Annotated in this window: 15 protein-coding genes; 6 read left to right on the top strand and 9 right to left on the bottom strand. The window is 32.0% G+C overall.

Annotated elements, in window-relative coordinates:
• Nucleotides 1-56: 56 nt before the first annotated feature.
• A complete protein-coding gene (locus tag MARIT_RS04835) occupies nucleotides 57-848 on the bottom strand; it encodes a S1/P1 nuclease (protein ID WP_100210918.1) in 792 nt (263 codons plus the stop codon).
• A 173-nt stretch (nucleotides 849-1,021) separates the two neighbouring features.
• On the opposite strand from MARIT_RS04835, the gene MARIT_RS04830 reads away from it, so the two are divergent.
• The 3 genes from MARIT_RS04830 (at nucleotide 1,022) to MARIT_RS04820 (ending at nucleotide 3,885) form a co-directional block, all read left to right on the top strand.
• Nucleotides 1,022-1,687: a DUF2490 domain-containing protein gene (locus tag MARIT_RS04830; RefSeq protein ID WP_024740697.1), complete on the top strand. Its 666-nt coding sequence runs from the start codon at nucleotides 1,022-1,024 to the stop codon at nucleotides 1,685-1,687.
• A gap of 36 nt (nucleotides 1,688-1,723) precedes the next feature.
• Nucleotides 1,724-3,118, top strand: coding sequence for a DUF819 family protein (locus MARIT_RS04825; RefSeq protein WP_100210917.1), 1,395 nt, complete (start codon nucleotides 1,724-1,726; stop codon nucleotides 3,116-3,118).
• Between the two features lie 62 nt (nucleotides 3,119-3,180).
• Nucleotides 3,181-3,885: a DUF4369 domain-containing protein gene (locus MARIT_RS04820; RefSeq protein ID WP_100210916.1), complete on the top strand. Its 705-nt coding sequence runs from the start codon at nucleotides 3,181-3,183 to the stop codon at nucleotides 3,883-3,885.
• Between the two features lie 73 nt (nucleotides 3,886-3,958).
• On the opposite strand, the gene MARIT_RS04815 is transcribed toward MARIT_RS04820, so the two are convergent.
• The 5 genes from MARIT_RS04815 to MARIT_RS04795 form a co-directional block, all read right to left on the bottom strand.
• Nucleotides 3,959-5,779 carry a DUF885 domain-containing protein gene (locus tag MARIT_RS04815; RefSeq protein ID WP_100210915.1) on the bottom strand — a complete coding sequence of 607 codons (1,821 nt, stop codon included), beginning with the start codon at nucleotides 5,777-5,779 and terminating at the stop codon, nucleotides 3,959-3,961.
• Nucleotides 5,780-5,802: 23 nt separating this feature from the next.
• A complete protein-coding gene (locus tag MARIT_RS04810; protein ID WP_100210914.1) occupies nucleotides 5,803-6,390 on the bottom strand; it encodes a SprT-like domain-containing protein in 588 nt (195 codons plus the stop codon).
• Nucleotides 6,391-6,424: 34 nt separating this feature from the next.
• Nucleotides 6,425-7,105: an SDR family NAD(P)-dependent oxidoreductase gene (locus MARIT_RS04805; protein ID WP_024740702.1), complete on the bottom strand. Its 681-nt coding sequence runs from the start codon at nucleotides 7,103-7,105 to the stop codon at nucleotides 6,425-6,427.
• 126 nt (nucleotides 7,106-7,231) lie between these two features.
• Nucleotides 7,232-8,743, bottom strand: coding sequence for a hypothetical protein (locus MARIT_RS04800; RefSeq protein ID WP_100210913.1), 1,512 nt, complete (start codon nucleotides 8,741-8,743; stop codon nucleotides 7,232-7,234).
• Nucleotides 8,744-8,752: 9 nt separating this feature from the next.
• Complete coding sequence (locus MARIT_RS04795; protein ID WP_100210912.1) at nucleotides 8,753-9,793, bottom strand: glutaminyl-peptide cyclotransferase; 1,041 nt, start codon at nucleotides 9,791-9,793, stop codon at nucleotides 8,753-8,755.
• 251 nt (nucleotides 9,794-10,044) lie between these two features.
• On the opposite strand from MARIT_RS04795, the gene MARIT_RS04790 reads away from it, so the two are divergent.
• The 3 genes from MARIT_RS04790 (at nucleotide 10,045) to MARIT_RS04780 (ending at nucleotide 13,062) form a co-directional block, all read left to right on the top strand.
• Nucleotides 10,045-10,296 carry a type B 50S ribosomal protein L31 gene (locus tag MARIT_RS04790; RefSeq protein ID WP_024740705.1) on the top strand — a complete coding sequence of 84 codons (252 nt, stop codon included), beginning with the start codon at nucleotides 10,045-10,047 and terminating at the stop codon, nucleotides 10,294-10,296.
• A gap of 98 nt (nucleotides 10,297-10,394) precedes the next feature.
• Nucleotides 10,395-11,924 carry an FMN-binding glutamate synthase family protein gene (locus tag MARIT_RS04785; protein ID WP_100211998.1) on the top strand — a complete coding sequence of 510 codons (1,530 nt, stop codon included), beginning with the start codon at nucleotides 10,395-10,397 and terminating at the stop codon, nucleotides 11,922-11,924.
• A 43-nt stretch (nucleotides 11,925-11,967) separates the two neighbouring features.
• Complete coding sequence (locus MARIT_RS04780) at nucleotides 11,968-13,062, top strand: class I SAM-dependent methyltransferase (protein ID WP_100210911.1); 1,095 nt, start codon at nucleotides 11,968-11,970, stop codon at nucleotides 13,060-13,062.
• 5 nt (nucleotides 13,063-13,067) lie between these two features.
• Here MARIT_RS04780 and MARIT_RS04775 read toward each other — a convergent pair whose 3' ends face one another.
• The 3 genes from MARIT_RS04775 to rpoC all read right to left on the bottom strand — a co-directional run bounded on the left by MARIT_RS04775 (nucleotide 13,068) and on the right by rpoC (nucleotide 19,694).
• Nucleotides 13,068-14,240, bottom strand: a complete 1,173-nt coding sequence (locus MARIT_RS04775) for a histidine decarboxylase (RefSeq protein ID WP_024740708.1) — start codon at nucleotides 14,238-14,240, stop codon at nucleotides 13,068-13,070.
• Nucleotides 14,241-14,976: 736 nt separating this feature from the next.
• Nucleotides 14,977-15,288, bottom strand: a complete 312-nt coding sequence (locus MARIT_RS04770) for a DUF3467 domain-containing protein (RefSeq protein WP_024740709.1) — start codon at nucleotides 15,286-15,288, stop codon at nucleotides 14,977-14,979.
• Between the two features lie 131 nt (nucleotides 15,289-15,419).
• Complete coding sequence (rpoC, locus tag MARIT_RS04765; protein ID WP_100210910.1) at nucleotides 15,420-19,694, bottom strand: DNA-directed RNA polymerase subunit beta'; 4,275 nt, start codon at nucleotides 19,692-19,694, stop codon at nucleotides 15,420-15,422.
• Nucleotides 19,695-19,745 lie beyond the last annotated feature (51 nt).

Raw genomic sequence — 19,745 nt, 5'->3', positions numbered from 1 at the left:
TCTTTAAGGCTTTTTAATTTCCAATCTTTTTAGCGCAATGCTTTTAAAATTGTAACCTAAAAAATATCATTTAATATTTTAGCCAAACGAATACCTCCTTTTTGCAATTGCTTTCTTACTGTTCCAAAATTCTCATACATATAACGATAGCCCAATTTATCTCCTATTTTTGCTGAGTCATAAGTTTGCTGTGCCAATCCTCTCGTTTCTTCTACCCAATCCAATAAGGTTCCCTTTTGAATTTCTCTTACTTCCTTTCTTGTTAATTCACCTGCATTTGAGGCTAATTCTGAATACGTCATATTATAATGCTCAATCATTTCTGAGTCCCAAACCCTATGCAAATTACTCCCTTCCTTAAACCACTGTACCTGAAAATCATTTCCTCCTTTATCATGTGCCCTTCCAATATGCAAAGGTTGGTGAAGGTCTCCTACTAAATGAACCAATAATTTTAAGTAAAAAGCTTTGTCTTCTTCAGAAGCATTTTCATCAGTAATCACCTCTTTACACTTTAATATTCCTGTATATAAATCTCCTTTAGGATTTTTCTCAGACGTTTCATAAGTTTCACCATCATTCAGGTTTACATAATGCCAAGCATAAAATTTTCGATATCTCTTATCTGATTTTATTTCATCACCAAAAGTTGAAGCTATTGCTAAGCCTTGCCCTTTTAACAATTTATTTATTTTTCTCTTTGCTCTTCCCGACAAATAACCTTGAGCTATCTCACCAATAACTCTGTGCCCCGTTTGCCCCCAATCATCTGCAGTAATATTATTTGCTAATAATGATGATACTGTTAAAAAGCATGCTCCTAGTATAGAAAAAATTATTTTTTTCATTTATAAATCAAATTTTATTTTCCGCTAAAATAGCAATTATGAAAATAAAAAAGAATATTCACTAAATGTTCATTTCAATACCTCAAATGATCCTCTAATAAAAACAGGCAATAACTTTTTTTCTCTACTTGAATTCATTTCCTTTGCCAAAAATTATACAAAACAAAATATAGATGAAAAAATTATTCCCTATTTTACTATTTTTATTAACCTTTAACTCATTATTTTCACAATCAAATTCAGAAAAGGAACTAGGTGTTTGGTATATGTACAACGGTTCTCATAAGATCTCACCTAAAGTCAGTTTAAAAACAATGGCACATTTCCGTTTTTTTGAAATAGGAGATGATTTACAACAATTTATTGGACGACTGGGTGCTAATTACAAATTCAACAAACACATAAGCGCTTCTCTTGGTTATTCTTACGTAAATACAGATATTACCTTTCAAGCAAATGGAGGAGATATTAGAGAACATCGTATTTACCAAGATGTTAATATTAAGCATGCGCTCTCAGGTTTAAACTTATTTCATCGTTTTAGAGGGGAGCAACGTTTTTTCAATTCTGAAACAGGTAATTTCTTTCGTTACCAATTGGCTTTAAATTATCCTATCTCTAAAAAATGGGCGACGTACCTATATGATGAAGTATTTTTTGACCTTGAAGGAGAAGCTTACAATCAAAATTGGTTAGGAATTGGTCTTAGGTATAAGTTATCAGAAATAATTAAACTTCAATTAGGATATATGAATATTACCAATGCAAATAGCGAAAAATTTGATAGAATTCAAATAGGTATTTCAATTAGTACTGATCATATTAAAAGAACCAAGTAATTTTAATACTTTAGCAGAAACCAATTTTGATATTTTATGGGTATTTCAGAAATCAACAATGACATTCCTCTATTTGCAAATGACACCACCATATTTGGCGTTTTGTGCGTTATTTTAGCAGGCATCTTCTATACTTCTAAATTAACCTCTTTTTCAAAGTTTTATAAAGTTGTTCCTGCTTTACTATTATGCTACTTTATTCCATCTATATGTAGTTCTCTTGGAATTATTGCTGATAAATGGATCAATGTTTCTGCAACTATACAGCATTTGAACACCTTGTATGGAAACTTAGATCAAGTTACTAATCTGGAAAGTTTAAAATCATATATAGCGCTACATAACATTAGTGAATCGGATTATTCTCAATTCATTGGGAGTAGTAAATTATATTATATTTCTTCCAGATTTTTATTACCTGCTTCTTTAGTTTTACTAACATTAAGTATTGACTTAAAAGGGGTTTTTAATTTAGGTCCTAAAGCATTAATTATGTTTTTAACCGCAACTATTGGGGTAATGATAGGAGGACCTATTGCTATTCTTTTCTTTAAATATGTATCTCCTAGTATTTTAGTACAAGTAGAAGGTACTGAGCTATGGAAAGGTTTATCTACCGTTGCTGGTAGCTGGATTGGGGGTGGTGCTAATCAACTAGCCATGAAAGAACAATGGGAAGTAAGTGATAACTTATTTAGTATCATGGCTGTTGTAGATGTACTTGTTGCTGAAGTATGGATGGCCTTCTTACTTTTGGGCGTTGCTAAATCTGACAAAATAGACGCTTGGTTAGATGCTGACAACTCATCTATAACCAATTTAAAGAATAAAATGGAGAAATTTACGTTAGAAACTGCTAGAATTCCTTCATTTAATGATTTAATAATTTTACTAGGCATCGCTTTTGGTGTTACTTCTATTGGTCATATCATCGGAGATAATTTAGGGGGGTGGATAAAAAACAATGTCCCTTTTTTAGTTGATTTTGGCTTAGGTAGCGCTTTCTTTTGGTTAATTATAGCTGCAACTACTATTGGTATTTTATTATCTTTTACAAAAGCTAAAAGCTATGAAGGTGCTGGTGCTAGTAAAATAGGTACTGTATTCATTTACATACTTGTTGCTTCTATAGGAATGAAAATGAATTTAAATGCAATTATCGAAAATATTAGTTTATTTGCTATTGGTTTTGTTTGGATGCTTATTCATGTAGGACTTCTTTTCTTAGTAGCTAAACTCATTAAAGCTCCTTATTTCTTCCTAGCGGTAGGTTCAAAGGCTAATATTGGGGGTGCTGCATCTGCTCCTGTAGTCGCTGGAGCTTTTCACCCTTCACTAGCTCCTGTTGGTGTTTTACTTGCTGTTTTAGGATATGCTTTAGGAACTTATGGAGCTTTTGCTTGTGCCATAATGATGAAATGGGTGAATTAGTCTAAATTATTCTTCGGAATAACATGAAATTATGCATATTTGTATTTGAAATAACAAAATCAATGAGAAAATTTATTGCCATTTGCACTATTAGCTTGCTAGTATTTGCTTGTTCTTCTAAAAAAGAAGGAAATATGATTGTACAAGGCCAAATTAAAGGCTTAAAAAAAGGAACTTTATACCTACAAAAGATGAAAGATACTCTTTTAGTTTCTGTAGATTCTATTTCTTTATTAGGAAATGATCATTTTTCTTTAGCTGATAATATCAATGAACCGCAGATGTATTATCTAACTTTTGGAAATAACTCCTCAACGAGCAAAAGAATTATGTTTTTTGGTGAAAAAGGAACAATCACAATTAATGATAAAATTGAAGAGTTTGGATTCAAACCAAAAATTGAAGGCTCTAAAAACCAAAAAATAATAGAACAGTTCAAAGAAATAGATCGCAAATTCAGAGATCAGCGTTTGGATTTTATAAAAAAGGATTTCGAAGCTCGAAAAACAAATAATCAGGAATTGGTTAACGAATTGGAACAAGGTTATAAAAGAATGATGCGTCGTAGATTTTTATTTACTACGAATTATGCTATTAATAATGCGCATACAGAAGCATCTCCATATATTGCTTTAACAGAGCTATTTGACGCTAATATCAAATTGTTGGATACTATTAATAACTCTCTATCTGATAAGATTAAAAAATCAATGTACGGTAAACGTTTACAAAAATTTATCACAGATGTAAAAAGTAAAGAAAAATAATATTTGGTGTAAGTTTGACACAATACTACCTTAATCAAAAAAGCCGTTGAACCTTCAACGGCTTTTTTTGGGTTTAACTTTTAGAAGAAATATACTCTTCTACTAAAGTTTCTAATACATTTAAAGGTATAGGACCATTTGTTAAAACAACATCGTGAAATTCACGAATATCAAATTTTTCTCCCAAAAGTTTCTTCGCTTTATCTCTTAACGCTATAATTTTTAACATTCCTATTTTATAAGCAGTTGCTTGGCTTGGCATTACAATATGCCTTTCCACCATCTTTATGGCATCTGCTTTGGCATTTGGAGTATTATCAATATAGTATTTTATTCCCTCTTCACGGGTCCATTTTTTTGCATGAATTCCTGTATCTACAACTAAACGGCAAGCCCTCCATAATTCCATAGCCAAACGACCAAAATCAGAATACGGATTTGCATAAAACCCCATCTCCTTAGGTATATATTCTGAATACAGCCCCCATCCTTCAATATAAGCTGTATAACGTCCGAACTTACGAAACATAGGCAAATCTTCTAATTCTTGTGCTATTGCTATTTGCATATGATGGCCTGGAATTCCTTCATGATAAGCAAGTGCTTCCATTTGATATGAGGGCATACTTTCCATATCATACATATTTGCATAATAAGTTCCTGGCCTAGAACCATCAATAGCTGGCTGCTGATAAAACGCTTTTCCTGCCGATTTTTCTCTAAAAGCTTCCACTGCTTTAACTTGTAATGCTGCTTTGGGCTTGGTAATAAACAATTCATTCAAACGAGTTTTCATGCTATCAATAATATGCGTTGCTTTTTTCATATAAGCAATTCTTCCTTCACTCGTTGCTGGATAGTAAAATTGCTTGTCTTTTTTCACAAACTGAAAAAACTCCTTTAACGTTCCTTTAAAATTCACTTTTTTCATAATACTACGCATCTCTTCATGAATACGAGCTACTTCCTTTAAACCTATTTTATGAATTTCTTCCGCTGTTAAGTTCGTAGTTGTCGTTCTTTGCAAAGCATTATTGAAAAATTCACTCCCCTTGGGCATTTTCCATACACCAGCATCATTCGTTGCTATTTTTTCTTGCTCCTCTAATACCTTTATTAAGTTTTTATAAGCTGGTAAAACACTTTCTACAAGTGCTTTTCTAGCAATTTTTATCAAATTTTTCTTTTCTCCTTCAGGTATTGATAATTTACTTATTTTCTCCGTAAAATCGGCAAGTAAAGTACTCGCTTCTCCAGACACATTAAAAGGGCTACCTTTTATAATATTCCTAGAAGCTTCCAATACTTTAGCAAATACAAATTTTGGTGGTAAAATCCCTACCTTTTCACGCGCTCTTAAATTTTCTACTAACTGTTTAAATAACAACTTTAAGTTTCTCAATCTCTGAATGTAATTTTCTGCATCTTTCACATTTTCTACTTGATGCATATTAATTAAAAACGCGGGAATCTCTGCATGCATTCCATGCATCTGATTTACAGGGTAATTATGCAGCCTATATTGATAATCGGCTATTGCGTTTTCTAATTGTTGTTTATACAATTGGTAACTCAACTGTGCCTTTTTATCCAATTGTAATGGGGCTATTGAGTCCTTTAACCATCGTAATGCTTTTTTCTTATGAGCTAACTCTGAAGCTTCAAATTCCTTTGAGATATCATTCCATTTACCGGCATCTGTTTTTATTCCTAAATAAGTTTGATCCATTGGATGTCGGCTCAAATAAGCTTCAAACTCTTGATCCAAAAAAGCACGAAGCTTCTTTGATACTTCCTTTGTTTTCTCAGAAGGTTCCTTTTGCTGAAAACCTTTATTACAGCTTGACAAAAAGGCTAAACTTACCGTAATTATTATTAATTTAATGACATTCATAAGGTATTCTTTTTTTAATTAGTTTATGGCGAATTTACAAATACGACTTCTGCATTCTGGTTAAACAAATAAACACGTTTATCTTCTAAGTTTAAACATTCATAACGAGTTCTTCTTTTAGCTCCTCTCTTATAAATATTATTTTTGTATTCAAATAATCCTCCTTGTGGAATCTTAAATACAAAATGTTTTCCTTTTGATGCTATTCCATTTCTTAAAGCTAAAGATAAGTTCACATCAGTATCTGTACTTGCCTTAGGGTTTTTTAAATAATGAGCCAAATGAGGCAATATTTCTGTAGGATAAATATCCGGTTTTAAAAAGGGAAGCATTAGATGTTGAAATATTGTTTTCCATTCTTTTCCATGAGGCTGTACTCTTCCAAATTTTTGGAAAGTTATATGATGAGCGATTTCATGAATCAACGTTAATAAAAACTGATATTTATTAAGGTTATTGTTTACTGTAATTTGAAACTTTCCATTTGACAGCCTTCTAAAATCTCCGTGTTTGGTTTGTCGTTCACTTACTATTTTTAAGGTAAAGCTATGTTTTTCTATCAAAAACTGAACAGCTGAAACTGCATTTTCTGGAATATATTTATGAAGCATTAAATAAAAATTGAATTCCTTACTAAAACGTTATTTAAGGGGTTGAGCTAGAAACTTGTAGTACCTTCCCATTATAAAATTTATTTCCTGTTAACGAAAAATCAAAAATATAGTTAGCCATTTCTTCTGCCTTTAACGGTGCTATATACCCTGGAAAGGCTTCTTCCAACATTTCTGTTTGTACTGCTCCTAATGCCAATACATTAAATGAAATTTGTGCTTCTTTATATTCTTCTGCTAAAAGTTCTGATAAAGTAATTACAGCTCCTTTTGCTGAACTATACGCTGCCAATCCTGGAAACTTAAGACTTCCTTGAATTCCTCCCATGCTACTAACTGTAACAACATGGCTTCCTTTTCTAAAAAAAGGAAGTAACTTTCTGGTCAACTCTGCTACAGCAAAAACATTAACTTTATATACTTCCAGAAAATCACTAGTACTTAATTGCTCAAAAGGCTTATTGATTAGTTTTCCTGCATTATTTATCAATACATCAACTTTTTTCCATGTGTTACTTATAAAGTTTACCGCCTCGTTTATAGCCTCTTCTTTAGATAAATCAACCGATAACGTAGTGATATTTTCATGACTAAAACGATCTAAAGATTCCGTATTTCTCGACAATGCTAAAACTTGGTAACCTTCTTTTGCAAAACGCTTTGCTAATTCAAAACCAATACCTCTGCTGGTTCCTGTTATCACGATATTTTTCATCAGACTCTTAAAAATTTAAAAGAGCCAAGCTAGTAAAAAAAATGTACAATTATAAATCAAGCCTATTTTTTTTGATTTTTATTAAGCGATTTACTATAAACAACTTCCTTCTGAAAAAATTTTTAACTAATCTTCAAAACGGATGTGCTGGTACGCACCTATATCTGGCATATTTTCTCTACTAACTCCTAAAATATCAAAAAGTACAGTCGTATTTTTTGCTTTGTTAATAGCAGTACTTTTTTCACCTATTATAAAGTTATTTTCCCCTTCATTTTTAAAATCAGGAATACCATTCAAAACCACCTTACTGTAATGAACTCTATCCGTGAAGTCTAATTCAATAACATTCTTATATACGCCACTCGCATCATCAAATTGTATTAGCGAATTTTCTACATTGTAATTAAATAAACTCCCTGTCACCTTATCGAGTACAAACTCTACGTTATTATTTCCTTGCACAATACAATTTGTAAAATTAGCTGCATGCAAATCTCTTACACCTACAATCTGGTTTCCTTCATCATCTTTATACGTAAAATGATTATTTACAATTAATGCAGGCAATTGACGAAAGCTATTACTCCAATAATTGGCTATTGTTGAATGTGTAAAATTATACGTTCCCCCTACAGTACAAGCTAAAGAAGATTGTCCTGCACTTCCTATAACTACATTTTCTCCTAAAACATTTGCCTCTCTTGCTAAAATCCCGTAATTAGAATTGTTGTATATCTCTGTATTCTTAAGACTTAATGTAGGAGCTATATTAGACCCAATACTATCCACCAAAACACCTATAATTCCATTTTTTATCTGCGTATGAAGCAGCTCGTTTCCTTTACTTCCTGCACGCATCCATATTGCCCCCCATTGACCTGGAGTATTACTAAAAGAATGCCCTAACCGATCCCCTTCAAAAACAATTTTTTCCTCTAACGTTCCTTTTGCCTTCAAAGATCCTTTACTATCTACTATTAATCCTGAATTGGCATGAAAATGAATCTTGGCTCCCGCTTCGATTATTAATGTTTTATTTGCTGGTACAGCAGCATATCCATAAATAACATAAGCTTTCTCTTTTGTAAAAATTAACTCTTCATCCTTTAAAAACCTTCCTTTTATCCTTGTGGGGGTTCCATCTAAAGTTAAACTATCTATTTTCATTGAAATTGGCTCTTTTCCTGGATAAATAAAATGAGCATCTTTTACCAAAGTTACTAGATCAACATCCTGTTGCTTATTTCCATTATCAAATAAAATCTTATCTGTATATAAAGGATCTGAAACAGTACTGATATCAACTGTTGTTTCTATAAACACATACATACTATCTCTAGCTAAAATGTCTATATTCTCAAACTTTTTACCTGCGATACCATCTACATTTAAACGATAGTTAGATGACATTCCTTTTGCTAATTGAATAGTAGGAATCGTAATTGCCTTATTACTATGATTATAAACTTTTAGATTATACGTAGCAGAGCCTATATTTGTGAATATAGTATCTAGAAACACCGTATCTTTTGAAAATGCTAACGCGCCAAAATTAGGCACTGTACTAAAATCTTTTCTACACGAAACACTCGCTACAATTGCTATAAAAGTTAAAAATGTAAATATATATCGCATCTTTAAAAACTATTTTTTTATCAATTCTATTTCAAATAGTTTCCCCCAATGCTTTCCTGTAACAAACAACCTGTTTGTTTCTTTGTCATAAGCGATACCATTTAATACTTCATCTTCATCCCCTAAATCTTGTGTCTTTTCCATTTCCTTTTTTAACCCTGATAAATCAGCAACCCCATCTACCACTCCTGTTGCTGGGTCAATGATAACAATGGCATTTCTTTGCCATTTATTAGCATAAATTTTACCATTTACATACTCAATTTCGTTGAGTTTATCCAAAGGATATTTATTCGTATATACTTTTATATTTCTTTTTTCCTTTTGATCTTCAGGATTCAAAAACCAAATTTTATTTGTTCCATCAGACTTTATCAATTCTGTATCATTATGTGTTAATCCCCATCCCTCTCTACTCTTTCTGTATTTAAACTCACCTGTTTGTTTAAAGCTATTAAAATCATAAATGAACCCTCTATTAGCTTGCCAAGTCAACCAATAAATCTTATCTTTAAAAATGGTCATTCCTTCTCCAAAATATCTAGGATCCAAATTTTCCTTTTGCAAAACTTTTCCTGTTTCTAATGCTACCTTCCTCAAAGAAGATTTTCCTCTACGGCCAGTTGTTTCATATAAAAATCCATCTTTAAATTCTAATCCTTGCGTGTACGCTTCCACATCATGAGGATAAGTATTAACTATTCTATAAGTATAGCTTGCTGGTTCTTTATCGGATAAAATTTCTATGGTTTTCGTAATCTTTTTCGCTTTATTAGGATAAAAGGCCAACGCTACTATTGTGTGTTTTCCTACACCTATTTTTTCTGTATTTATAGCCGCAGTAGTTCCTTCACTTTTAAATTGTTGATTATTTACAAAAAACTGAACGGAATCAATCTTATTTCCGTGTTCTTCTTTTAAAGAAACCTTTGTTTTCTCTCCTAATACTGCTTTTGAGGGAGCTGTTAAAACAAATTTGTATTCGTTTTTACAAGCAATCATTATGGTTCCTAAAAACAATGTAAAAGTTAAGTACTTAAATGTGCGCATATTTATATTTTTACTACAGAAATTAAAAAGTTAAATATACAATGCTCTTCATAATTTGCCATACAATTATATATGTTTTATTAAAAAACACTGTATTCTAGTACAAATAAAACAAATTATTTGTTTGCAAATTAAAAAATATGGTTAAATTTGCAGCCTCAAACAATGAAAGTTGTTTTTGTTAGAATGAAATCTTACCACCTTCATTCTAAAAGTCAATAAAGATAAAACAATATTTAAAAGTCATTAAGATGCAAAAAGGAATACATCCAGAAAATTATAGAATGGTAGCTTTTAAAGATATGTCTAACGGAGATGTGTTTTTAACAAAATCTACTGCTAATACAAAAGAAACTTTAGAAGTAGAAGGTGTTGAATATCCATTAATAAAATTAGAGATCTCAAGAACTTCTCACCCGTTTTACACTGGTAAATCTAAATTGGTTGATACAGCAGGTCGTATTGATAAGTTCAAAAATAAATACGCTAAATTCAAAAAATAATCTTTTGAATATAAAAATATCAAAAGCGCTAACTAATGTTAGCGCTTTTTTTATTAATCATAAAATATTGTACTTTTAAATCAAACAAAAGAACGATCATGAGAAATACAATCTTAACTGTTTTATTTATAATTACAGCGCTATGCGGAATACTTGTATATTTTTTACCATATACTAGTAATATTATTTTACTATCGGTAATTACTACTTTAACTTTAGTTGCTATTCATGATAGCATTCAAAATAAGCATTCACTCCTCAGGTCATTTCCTTTAATAGCTCGTTTACGTTGGCTTTTTGAAGAAGAAAGAGAAAAAATTCAGCAATATTTTATAGAGGATAACCTAAACGGAACTCCTATTAACAGAGAAAAAAGAAGTATTGTATATCAACGCTCTAAACAAGAAATAGAAACTGTTCCTTTTGGTACGCAACATAATGTATATGCTAAAAATTATGAATTTGTAAAACACTCTTTATTTCCTACCAATCATCATCATATATCAGGAAGTAGAGTGCTTATAGGTTCTGATAAGTGTAGTCAGAAATACAATGCTTCTATCATTAATATCTCTGCCATGTCTTTTGGTTCTTTAAGCAAAAATGCAATCAAAGCATTAAATCAAGGGGCTAAAATGGGAAAATTTGCCCATAATACTGGTGAGGGAGGCATTTCACCTTATCACTTACAAGGCGGCGATCTGATTTTTCAGGTAGGTACTGGTTATTTCGGAGCAGGAAAATCCGACGCAAATGGAAAACGGGTTTTTGACGCTACGGTATTTAAAAAGAATGCTATTCGTCCTGAAGTTAAAATGATTGAAATTAAATTCTCACAAGGGGCAAAACCTGGACATGGGGGAATTTTACCTGCTAAAAAAAACACTGAAGAAATCGCGCAAATAAGATCAGTAACTCCTTTTACAAGAGTAGATTCTCCACCCAACCATTCTGCTTTTTCAAATTTTCATGAACTCATTACTTTTTTACAAAACGTAAGGGATTTAAGTGGAGGAAAACCTGTTGGTATCAAATTATGTGTGGGAAATCATCAAGAAATTGAAGCAATGATTAAAACATTTGCTGAAATGAATAACTATCCTGACTTTATTTCCGTAGATGGTGGAGAGGGAGGTACTGGTTCTGCTCCTTTAGAATTCTCTAATTACATAGGGACTCCTTTATTAGAAGGATTGTCTTTTATTTATAAAACTCTAAGGGCTTATGGTCTTAAAGACCAAATCAAAATTATAGCTAGTGGAAAAGCAATTGATTCTTTTGATATATTAAAATTAATGGCACTAGGAGCTGACGCCATTGGTATGGCTCGTAGTTTTATGCTTAGTTTAGGTTGCATACAAGCCCGCGAATGTAATCTGGATAGCTGCCCTGTTGGAGTTGCTACACAAGATGAAAAACTAGTAAAGGCACTTGTTGTGAAAGAAAAAAATATTCGCGTAAAAAATTACCATCAGAAAACTATTTTAGCAGTTCATGAAATGGTAGCTGCAATGGGAAAAAAATCAATCAAAGAGGTAGATGCTTCTCATATTTTCAGAAGAGATCGGAATGGAGAAATTAACACCTTAAAAAGTATTTACTTTAAAGAAAAGACGCTAGTTTCTTAAATAAAGGATTCTTAATAACTCATAAACAATAAAAAAATAACCATTGGAAGCTTCATTGAATATTGAATCAGCAACCTATCATTTAGAACGCTATCCGCATACAAATGATAAAAATTTAAAGGCGTGGAGTAATGCCGAATTGCTAGCGTTGGATTATTATATGGCCCATCCATCAAATACTATTCATCTTTTTAATGATAGATTTGGTATTTGGAATTGCACATTGCATTCTTCTAACCCTATTACTATTTGGACGCATGCTAGTCAGAAAAAGGCTATTTCTCTAAACTTAAAAAGAAATAATTTACCGACTGCAAATACTATTTTAAAAACTCCTCTAGCCTCTTTAAATAAGGTAGAGACAGCTTTAATAAAAGTACCTAAGTCTTTAGAGCTATTTGAATTATTTTTGCAGCAAATACATAGCGCTTCCAATGAGAATACAACGGTTATTTGTTGCTTTATGACAAAATATTTTACTCCTTCTCTTTTAAAAATAGCAGAATTTTATTTCAACGACATCCAGCAAACAAAAGCTTGGAAAAAAGCTCGATTACTATTGTTAAAAAAACCTAAATCAAATTTAAAATCTAACCCGTCTATAAATACAATTCCTTGGAAAAACAAAGAGCTAAAGCAATATTATGGCGTTTTTTCTTCTGGTAAAATAGATATAGGTACCCAATTTCTGTTAGAAAACTTAGCATTACGTCCCTTAGAGCTAAAAATAGCCGATTTAGCTTCTGGTAACGGGGTTATAGCTCACGAAATTATTCAAAAAAAACCTACTGCTAAAGTAACCTTAATTGACGATTTTAATTTAGCTATTGCTTCCTCCCAACTAAATCTAAAAAATAAAAATACGATCTTTTTATGCGAAGAAAATTTAGACAATTTATCTCATAAAAACTTTGATTTGGTGGTTTCTAATCCTCCCTTTCATTTTGAATACGAAAATAATATAGAGATCACCTTAAATTTATTTAAAGGGGTTTTTAACTGCCTGTCTTCTAAAGGGCGTTTTGTATTAGTTGCCAACCTTCATTTGAATTATAAAACACATTTAGACAAACTTTTTACTACTGTAAATAGCATATGTTCTAATAAAAAATTTGTCATTTATGAATGCTATAAATAAAAAAATTACCCCAAAGAGAAATCGTATGAAAATTCATCTTCTCCTAGTTTCTCCTTACAATTCTTAACATCATTTACAAACTCATCTATCTGATTCTTAGTTACATTTGGCATACAAATTACGTGCGCTATGTTTCCTTCTGTAGCTAATTGCCATTTATTTTTTATACTTTTTGAAGTTTTTGGAAGTACTACCGTAATTCCATTAGGATTTCTCCATGCTTCAATACCAATACTTTTTAACTCTTTTTCACAGTATTCTGCCACTTCTAAACTTTGCTGATATCGTTTTCTTAAACCTTCTTCTCCTAACCTTTTCAATGCGTACCATAAAAACAAAGGGGCATGCCCGTTTCTTGACCCTGTGATTGTTGTATCTAGTGAACCTATATATGAAATTCCTTTAGAAATCCTATCCCTATTAGATCTCTTTGCTACTAAAACTCCCGTAGGCATTGGAGAGCCTATAAATTTATGCCCACTAATAGAAATGCTATCTGCTCCATCAGCAAAATCAAATGGCAAACGAGGTTCCATAAAAGCTCCGAAAGATCCAGCCAAAGCTCCATCGCAATGTATATAATGATCTTGAATTGCTAAGTCCTTTAAAATCCCTTTTATTTTAGAAACATCATCTTTAGCTTCCTTCATTGTAGTACCAAATGTAGCTAAAACAATTACAGGTTTATGACGATTCATACGTACTGTATTCTCAAAATCTTCATAATCCATTTCTCCATTTTCTTGTGCTTTTATTACAATACTAGGGATATTTAATAAATGAATGTTTTTTCTAACGCTATAATGTGTTGATTCTGAATAGTAAACCATTGCCTTAGGATATAGCTCTCTCGCCAAATACAATCCATATAAATTACTTTCTGAACCCCCATTGGTAACATATCCCCAAAAATCTTTAGGATTCGCTCTAAATTGCTTTGCAAAAAAAGCAATTACTTCACGCTCCATCTCATGAGTTTGAACTTGATAAGTACAACTTTCAAATGGGTCTCCTAAATTATTTATAGGATATTGCAAGAACGTATTTAATTCTTCATAATTAAAATCTTTAGAAACTGGGTATCCTAAAAAAGTATCCCTAGCCACTTTTAATTGGGCTTCTAAGCTTTTTAATTTTTCTTTATTTACATCTCCTAATTCTGGGCTATTATTTATCATCAATCTAGATAGTTTATCGATACAAAAATAACTTAAAATAAATTAAAATCAGGATAGCAATCAAAAAACAGTTTTAAAATCTAAAATAAAACAAAATATAGTTTTAAAATCTAAAGAAATCATTCAAAAAGCTCATTTTCAGAATATATGTACTCCTTATTTAGTATAAATATTTTGGCCACTTAGAAAAAGTAAAAACAAAACCTACAGCAATTTTATAAGGTATTAAAAATCCAATAATGCCATCTAATTTATGTTCTTATAAGGAAGCTACTTCCTGCCTTTTATCTTTTACAAGGTTTTCCTAGCATCAGCATCAGTAGCACTACCTGCTCTTAAAAGATATTGTTTTTTATTATTTAGGTATAAACCTTAAACAAAGTACATTATAGGTCATTCCTAAGATAATAGCTCTTCCTAAAAAAAGCCTTTATAAAATCTGTGAATGAGGTACTGAAAATTGCCTATTAAATGGAATACTCTAGACTTCATATATTCTTTTCTCGATGTCGAACCTGCCAATATTAAAAGACAAAAATTCCCATCTATACAGTTATAAATGACACCAAGCCTACATCTCTTTTAAAATGAGTAACTTTTCTCAGAATAAACCTTGAAATTAGAAAGAAATACTTTCCTCCAGTAATTCTTTCTTCTTTATTTCCGACGCTAATTAGGTTTTAAAATTCAGCTTAAAAAAAAAGAAACTTTATAATATTATAAAGTTTCTTTTTTTTTAAGCTTGCCCCGTTGGTCCAAAATTCATTGGAATTGGTGGCTCTTCATAATCCTTTATTTCTCCATTAGCCTGCTCAAATTTTCGTATATTATCTGCTAAAGCTTTTGCTAATCGTTTAGCATGCTGAGGAGTTAATATTATTCTAGATTTCACCTTCGCTTTTGGTACTCCGGGCATTATATTAATAAAATCTACAATAAACTCTGATACAGAATGATTAATTATAGCTAAATTACTATAAGTCCCTTCTGCTATCTCTTGATCTAGCTCAATATTCAATTGGCCATCTCTACTATCGTTTTCTGCCATTATTTTCTATTTAATAATTATTATCAATTCACTATTATTTATATCTCCATAAAGTAGCGAAGGGTTTTTCATTAACATTGTTAAATCCAAACCCTTATACTTATTTACATTTTAAACTTATAGAAAATTCTCTACAAATTCTTTTCAATCTCATCCTTAGGACCTACAATAATATGGTCGTAATTTCTCATACCTGTACCCGCTGGTATTTTCTTACCTACGATTACATTTTCTTTCAATCCTTCTAAGTAATCTATCTTACCATTTACAGCTGCTTCATTCAATACCTTTGTTGTTTCTTGGAAAGATGCTGCTGATATAAATGATTTCGTTTGTAAAGAAGCTCTTGTAATTCCTTGTAATACCTGTTCTGCTGTTGCAGGTTGAGCTTCACGAGCTACTACCAAATTCTTATCTAACCTACGCAATAATGAGTTTTCATCTCTCAACTGACGCGCTGAAATCATTTGTCCTGGTTTTAAATTTTCAGAACCTCCTGCATCTTCAACTACTTTCATTCCATAAATTTTATCATTTTCTTCTATAAAATCATTTTTATGAATTAGTTGATTTTCTAAGAATAATGTATCTCCAGAATCAATAATTTTAACTTTACGCATCATTTGACGTACCACTACCTCAAAATGCTTATCGTTAATCTTTACTCCTTGTAAACGATATACTTCTTGAATTTCATTTACTAAGTATTCTTGTACCGCTGAAGGTCCTTTGATACTTAAGATATCTTTAGGTGTAATAGCTCCATCAGATAACGGCATTCCTGCCTTAATAAAGTCGTTCTCTTGTACAAGGATTTGATTAGATAACTTAATTAAATACTTTCTAATATCTCCTGTTTTAGACTCTACAATGATTTCTCTATTACCACGTTTGATCTTACCAAAAGATACCACACCATCAATCTCTGCTACTACTGCTGGGTTAGATGGATTACGTGCTTCAAATAATTCTGTTACACGCGGTAAACCTCCTGTAATATCCCCAGCTTTACCTGACTTACGAGGAATCTTAACTAAAGTTTGACCTGCTTCTACCTTTTCACTATTTTCAACTATTAGGTGAGCTCCAACAGGTAAACTATATGAACGCAATGCATTTCCATCAGCATCCTCTATAATTAAAGAAGGGATAATCTTCTTATTTTTAGAATCTGTAATTACTTTTTCTTGGAAACCTGTTTGTTCATCTATCTCTACAGAATAATTAACTCCTTGTTCTAAATTATCAAACTTAACCTTACCTCCAAACTCAGATACGATAACACCATTAAATGGATCCCATTGACATACAGCATCTCCTTTCTTAATAGTTGTTCTTTCTTTATCAAAGATATACGATCCATAAGGAATAATATTAGTACTTAGCGTTATTCCTGTTTTCTTATCTATAATTTTAATTTCGGCAGTTCTTGAAATTACAATATCAACAACTTCTCCGTTATTATCTTTCCCCTTTACAGTACGTAAATCTTCAATAACAACATTACCGTCAAACTTAGATATTAGCTTATTTTCTTCAGAAATACCACTTGCTACCCCTCCAACGTGGAAAGTACGTAGTGTTAACTGTGTACCTGGTTCTCCAATTGATTGTGCTGCAATTACTCCTACTGCTTCACCTATTTGAACTTTATTTCCAGTAGATAAACTTTGTCCATAACACTTCGCGCAAATTCCTTTTGGCGCTTCACATGTTAATGGCGAACGAACTTCTACCTTATCAATACCTGCCTTTTCTACCTTTTTAGCTAAGCTAGCTGTTATCAATTGATTTGCTTCTACAATTAAATCATCAGAATTTGGAGCATATACATCATACAGTGCTACACGTCCTTCAATTCTATCTCCAATTGGTTCAACTATCTCGTCATTCTTCTTTAAAGGAGAAATTTCTAAACCTCTTAAAGTACCACAATCATTTACATTAACAATAACATCTTGAGAAACATCCACCAAACGACGCGTTAAATATCCTGCATCGGCTGTTTTTAAGGCAGTATCGGCTAATCCTTTACGAGCACCGTGTGTAGATATAAAGTATTCAAGAATTGATAAACCTTCTTTAAAGTTAGAAAGAATTGGGTTTTCAATAATCTCTCCTCCTCCTGCTGTAGATTTCTTAGGTTTTGCCATTAATCCACGCATACCTGTCAACTGACGAATTTGCTCTTTCGATCCACGTGCCCCAGAATCAAGCATCATAAATACCGAGTTAAATCCTTGTTGATCTTCACGTAAACGTTTCATTGAAAGTTCCGTCAATTTATTATTTGTAGAACCCCAAACGTCAATCACTTTGTTATAACGCTCTTTTTGCGTTAATAATCCCATATTATAGTTTCCTACAATTCCATCAACCTCTTTATTAGCTTCAGCAATCATAGTATGCTTTTCTGGTGGGATAATAATATCTCCTAATGAGAACGATAAACCACCTTGGAAAGCAAATTTATATCCCATATTTTTAATTTGGTCTAAGAAATTACCTGTTGTAGGAATATCAGTGGCTTTCAAAATACCATTAATAATTCCTCTTAAAGACTTTTTCGTTAATACCTCATTAATATATCCTGCTTTTTCTGGTACTACTTCATTAAATAATACACGTCCAACAGTTGTTTTTATAATTCTAGTTACAATTTCTCCGTTCTCATCAATGTCTTTAGTACGAACCTTAATTCCCGCATTCAAATCTATCTTTTCTTCATTATGAGCTATTCGTACTTCCTCTGGAGAGTAGAACGTCAACCCTTCTCCCTTAATAGGAACTTCTTCTGTTGACTTTCTTTCTTTAGTCATATAATATAATCCTAAAACCATATCCTGAGATGGTACCGTAATTGGAGCTCCATTGGCTGGATTTAAGATATTGTGAGAAGCTAACATTAATAATTGTGCTTCTAAAATAGCCTCTGGTCCTAAAGGTAAGTGAACCGCCATTTGATCTCCATCAAAATCGGCATTAAAGGCCGTACATACTAACGGGTGTAGTTGAATAGCTTTCCCTTCAATTAATTTTGGTTGAAAAGCTTGGATACCCAAACGGTGTAACGTAGGAGCACGGTTTAATAAAACAGGATGTCCTTTAATTACATTTTCTAAAATATCCCAAACAACTGGCTCTTTTTTATCTATAATTTTTTTCGCAGATTTTACTGTTTTTACAATCCCTCTTTCAATTAACTTACGAATAACAAAAGGTTTGTAAAGCTCAGCAGCCATATCTTTTGGCAATCCACACTCATACAGTTTTAACTCTGGTCCAACAACAATTACCGAACGAGCAGAATAATCCACACGCTTTCCTAATAAGTTCTGACGGAAACGACCTTGTTTTCCTTTTAAAGAATCAGATAATGATTTCAAAGGTCTGTTTGATTCCGTTTTTACTGCTGATGATTTACGTGTGTTATCAAATAATGAATCCACTGATTCTTGCAACATACGTTTTTCATTACGCAAAATTACTTCAGGTGCCTTAATTTCCATTAATCGCTTTAAACGATTGTTACGGATAATTACTCTACGATATAAATCATTCAAATCAGAAGTTGCAAAACGACCTCCATCTAAAGGAACTAATGGACGCAATTCTGGTGGGATTACTGGTACTACTTTCATAATCATCCACTCTGGACGATTGTCTCTATTTTTCTGAGAATCTCTAAATGCCTCTACAACATTCAAACGTTTTAAAGCTTCTGTTTTACGCTGTTTAGATGTTTCTGTATTTGCTTTGTGACGCAATTCAAAAGATAATCCATCTAAATCAATACGAGCTAATAGATCAATCAAACACTCAGCACCCATTTTTGCGATGAACTTATTTGGATCTGAATCTTCTAAATATTGATTTTCCTGTGGTAATGTTTCAAGAATATCTAAATATTCTTCTTCTGTTAAGAAATCCATTTTTTGCAATGGCTCTCCTTCCATGTTTTTAGCAATACCAGGTTGAATTATTACGTAACGTTCGTAATAAATAATCATATCTAACTTCTTAGAAGGTAACCCTAAAAGGTATCCCATTTTGTTAGGTAATGATCTAAAGTACCATATATGAGCTACAGGAACCACTAAATTAATATGTCCTACTCTATCTCTACGTACTTTCTTTTCCGTAACCTCTACACCACATCGGTCACAAACAATCCCTTTGTAACGTATTCTTTTATATTTACCGCAAGCGCATTCATAGTCTTTTACAGGACCAAATATACGCTCACAAAATAAACCATCTCTTTCTGGTTTATGCGTACGATAATTAATTGTTTCTGGTTTTAACACCTCCCCTTTAGATATTTCTAAAATAGATTCTGGCGATGATAAACCAATCGAAATTTTATTAAACTTTTTTACAGTGTACTTTTCGTTTTTTCTTGCCATAATAATGGATTCGAATTAAAAATTGGCCTTTTCGAGGCTTATAATTAAAAT

Origin of the sequence: Tenacibaculum maritimum NCIMB 2154, from assembly GCF_900119795.1 — a bacterium.
Taxonomy (GTDB): domain Bacteria; phylum Bacteroidota; class Bacteroidia; order Flavobacteriales; family Flavobacteriaceae; genus Polaribacter; species Polaribacter maritimus.
The sequence above is the reverse complement of the archived record's forward strand: the minus strand, read 5'-3'. Positions and strand labels throughout refer to the sequence as shown.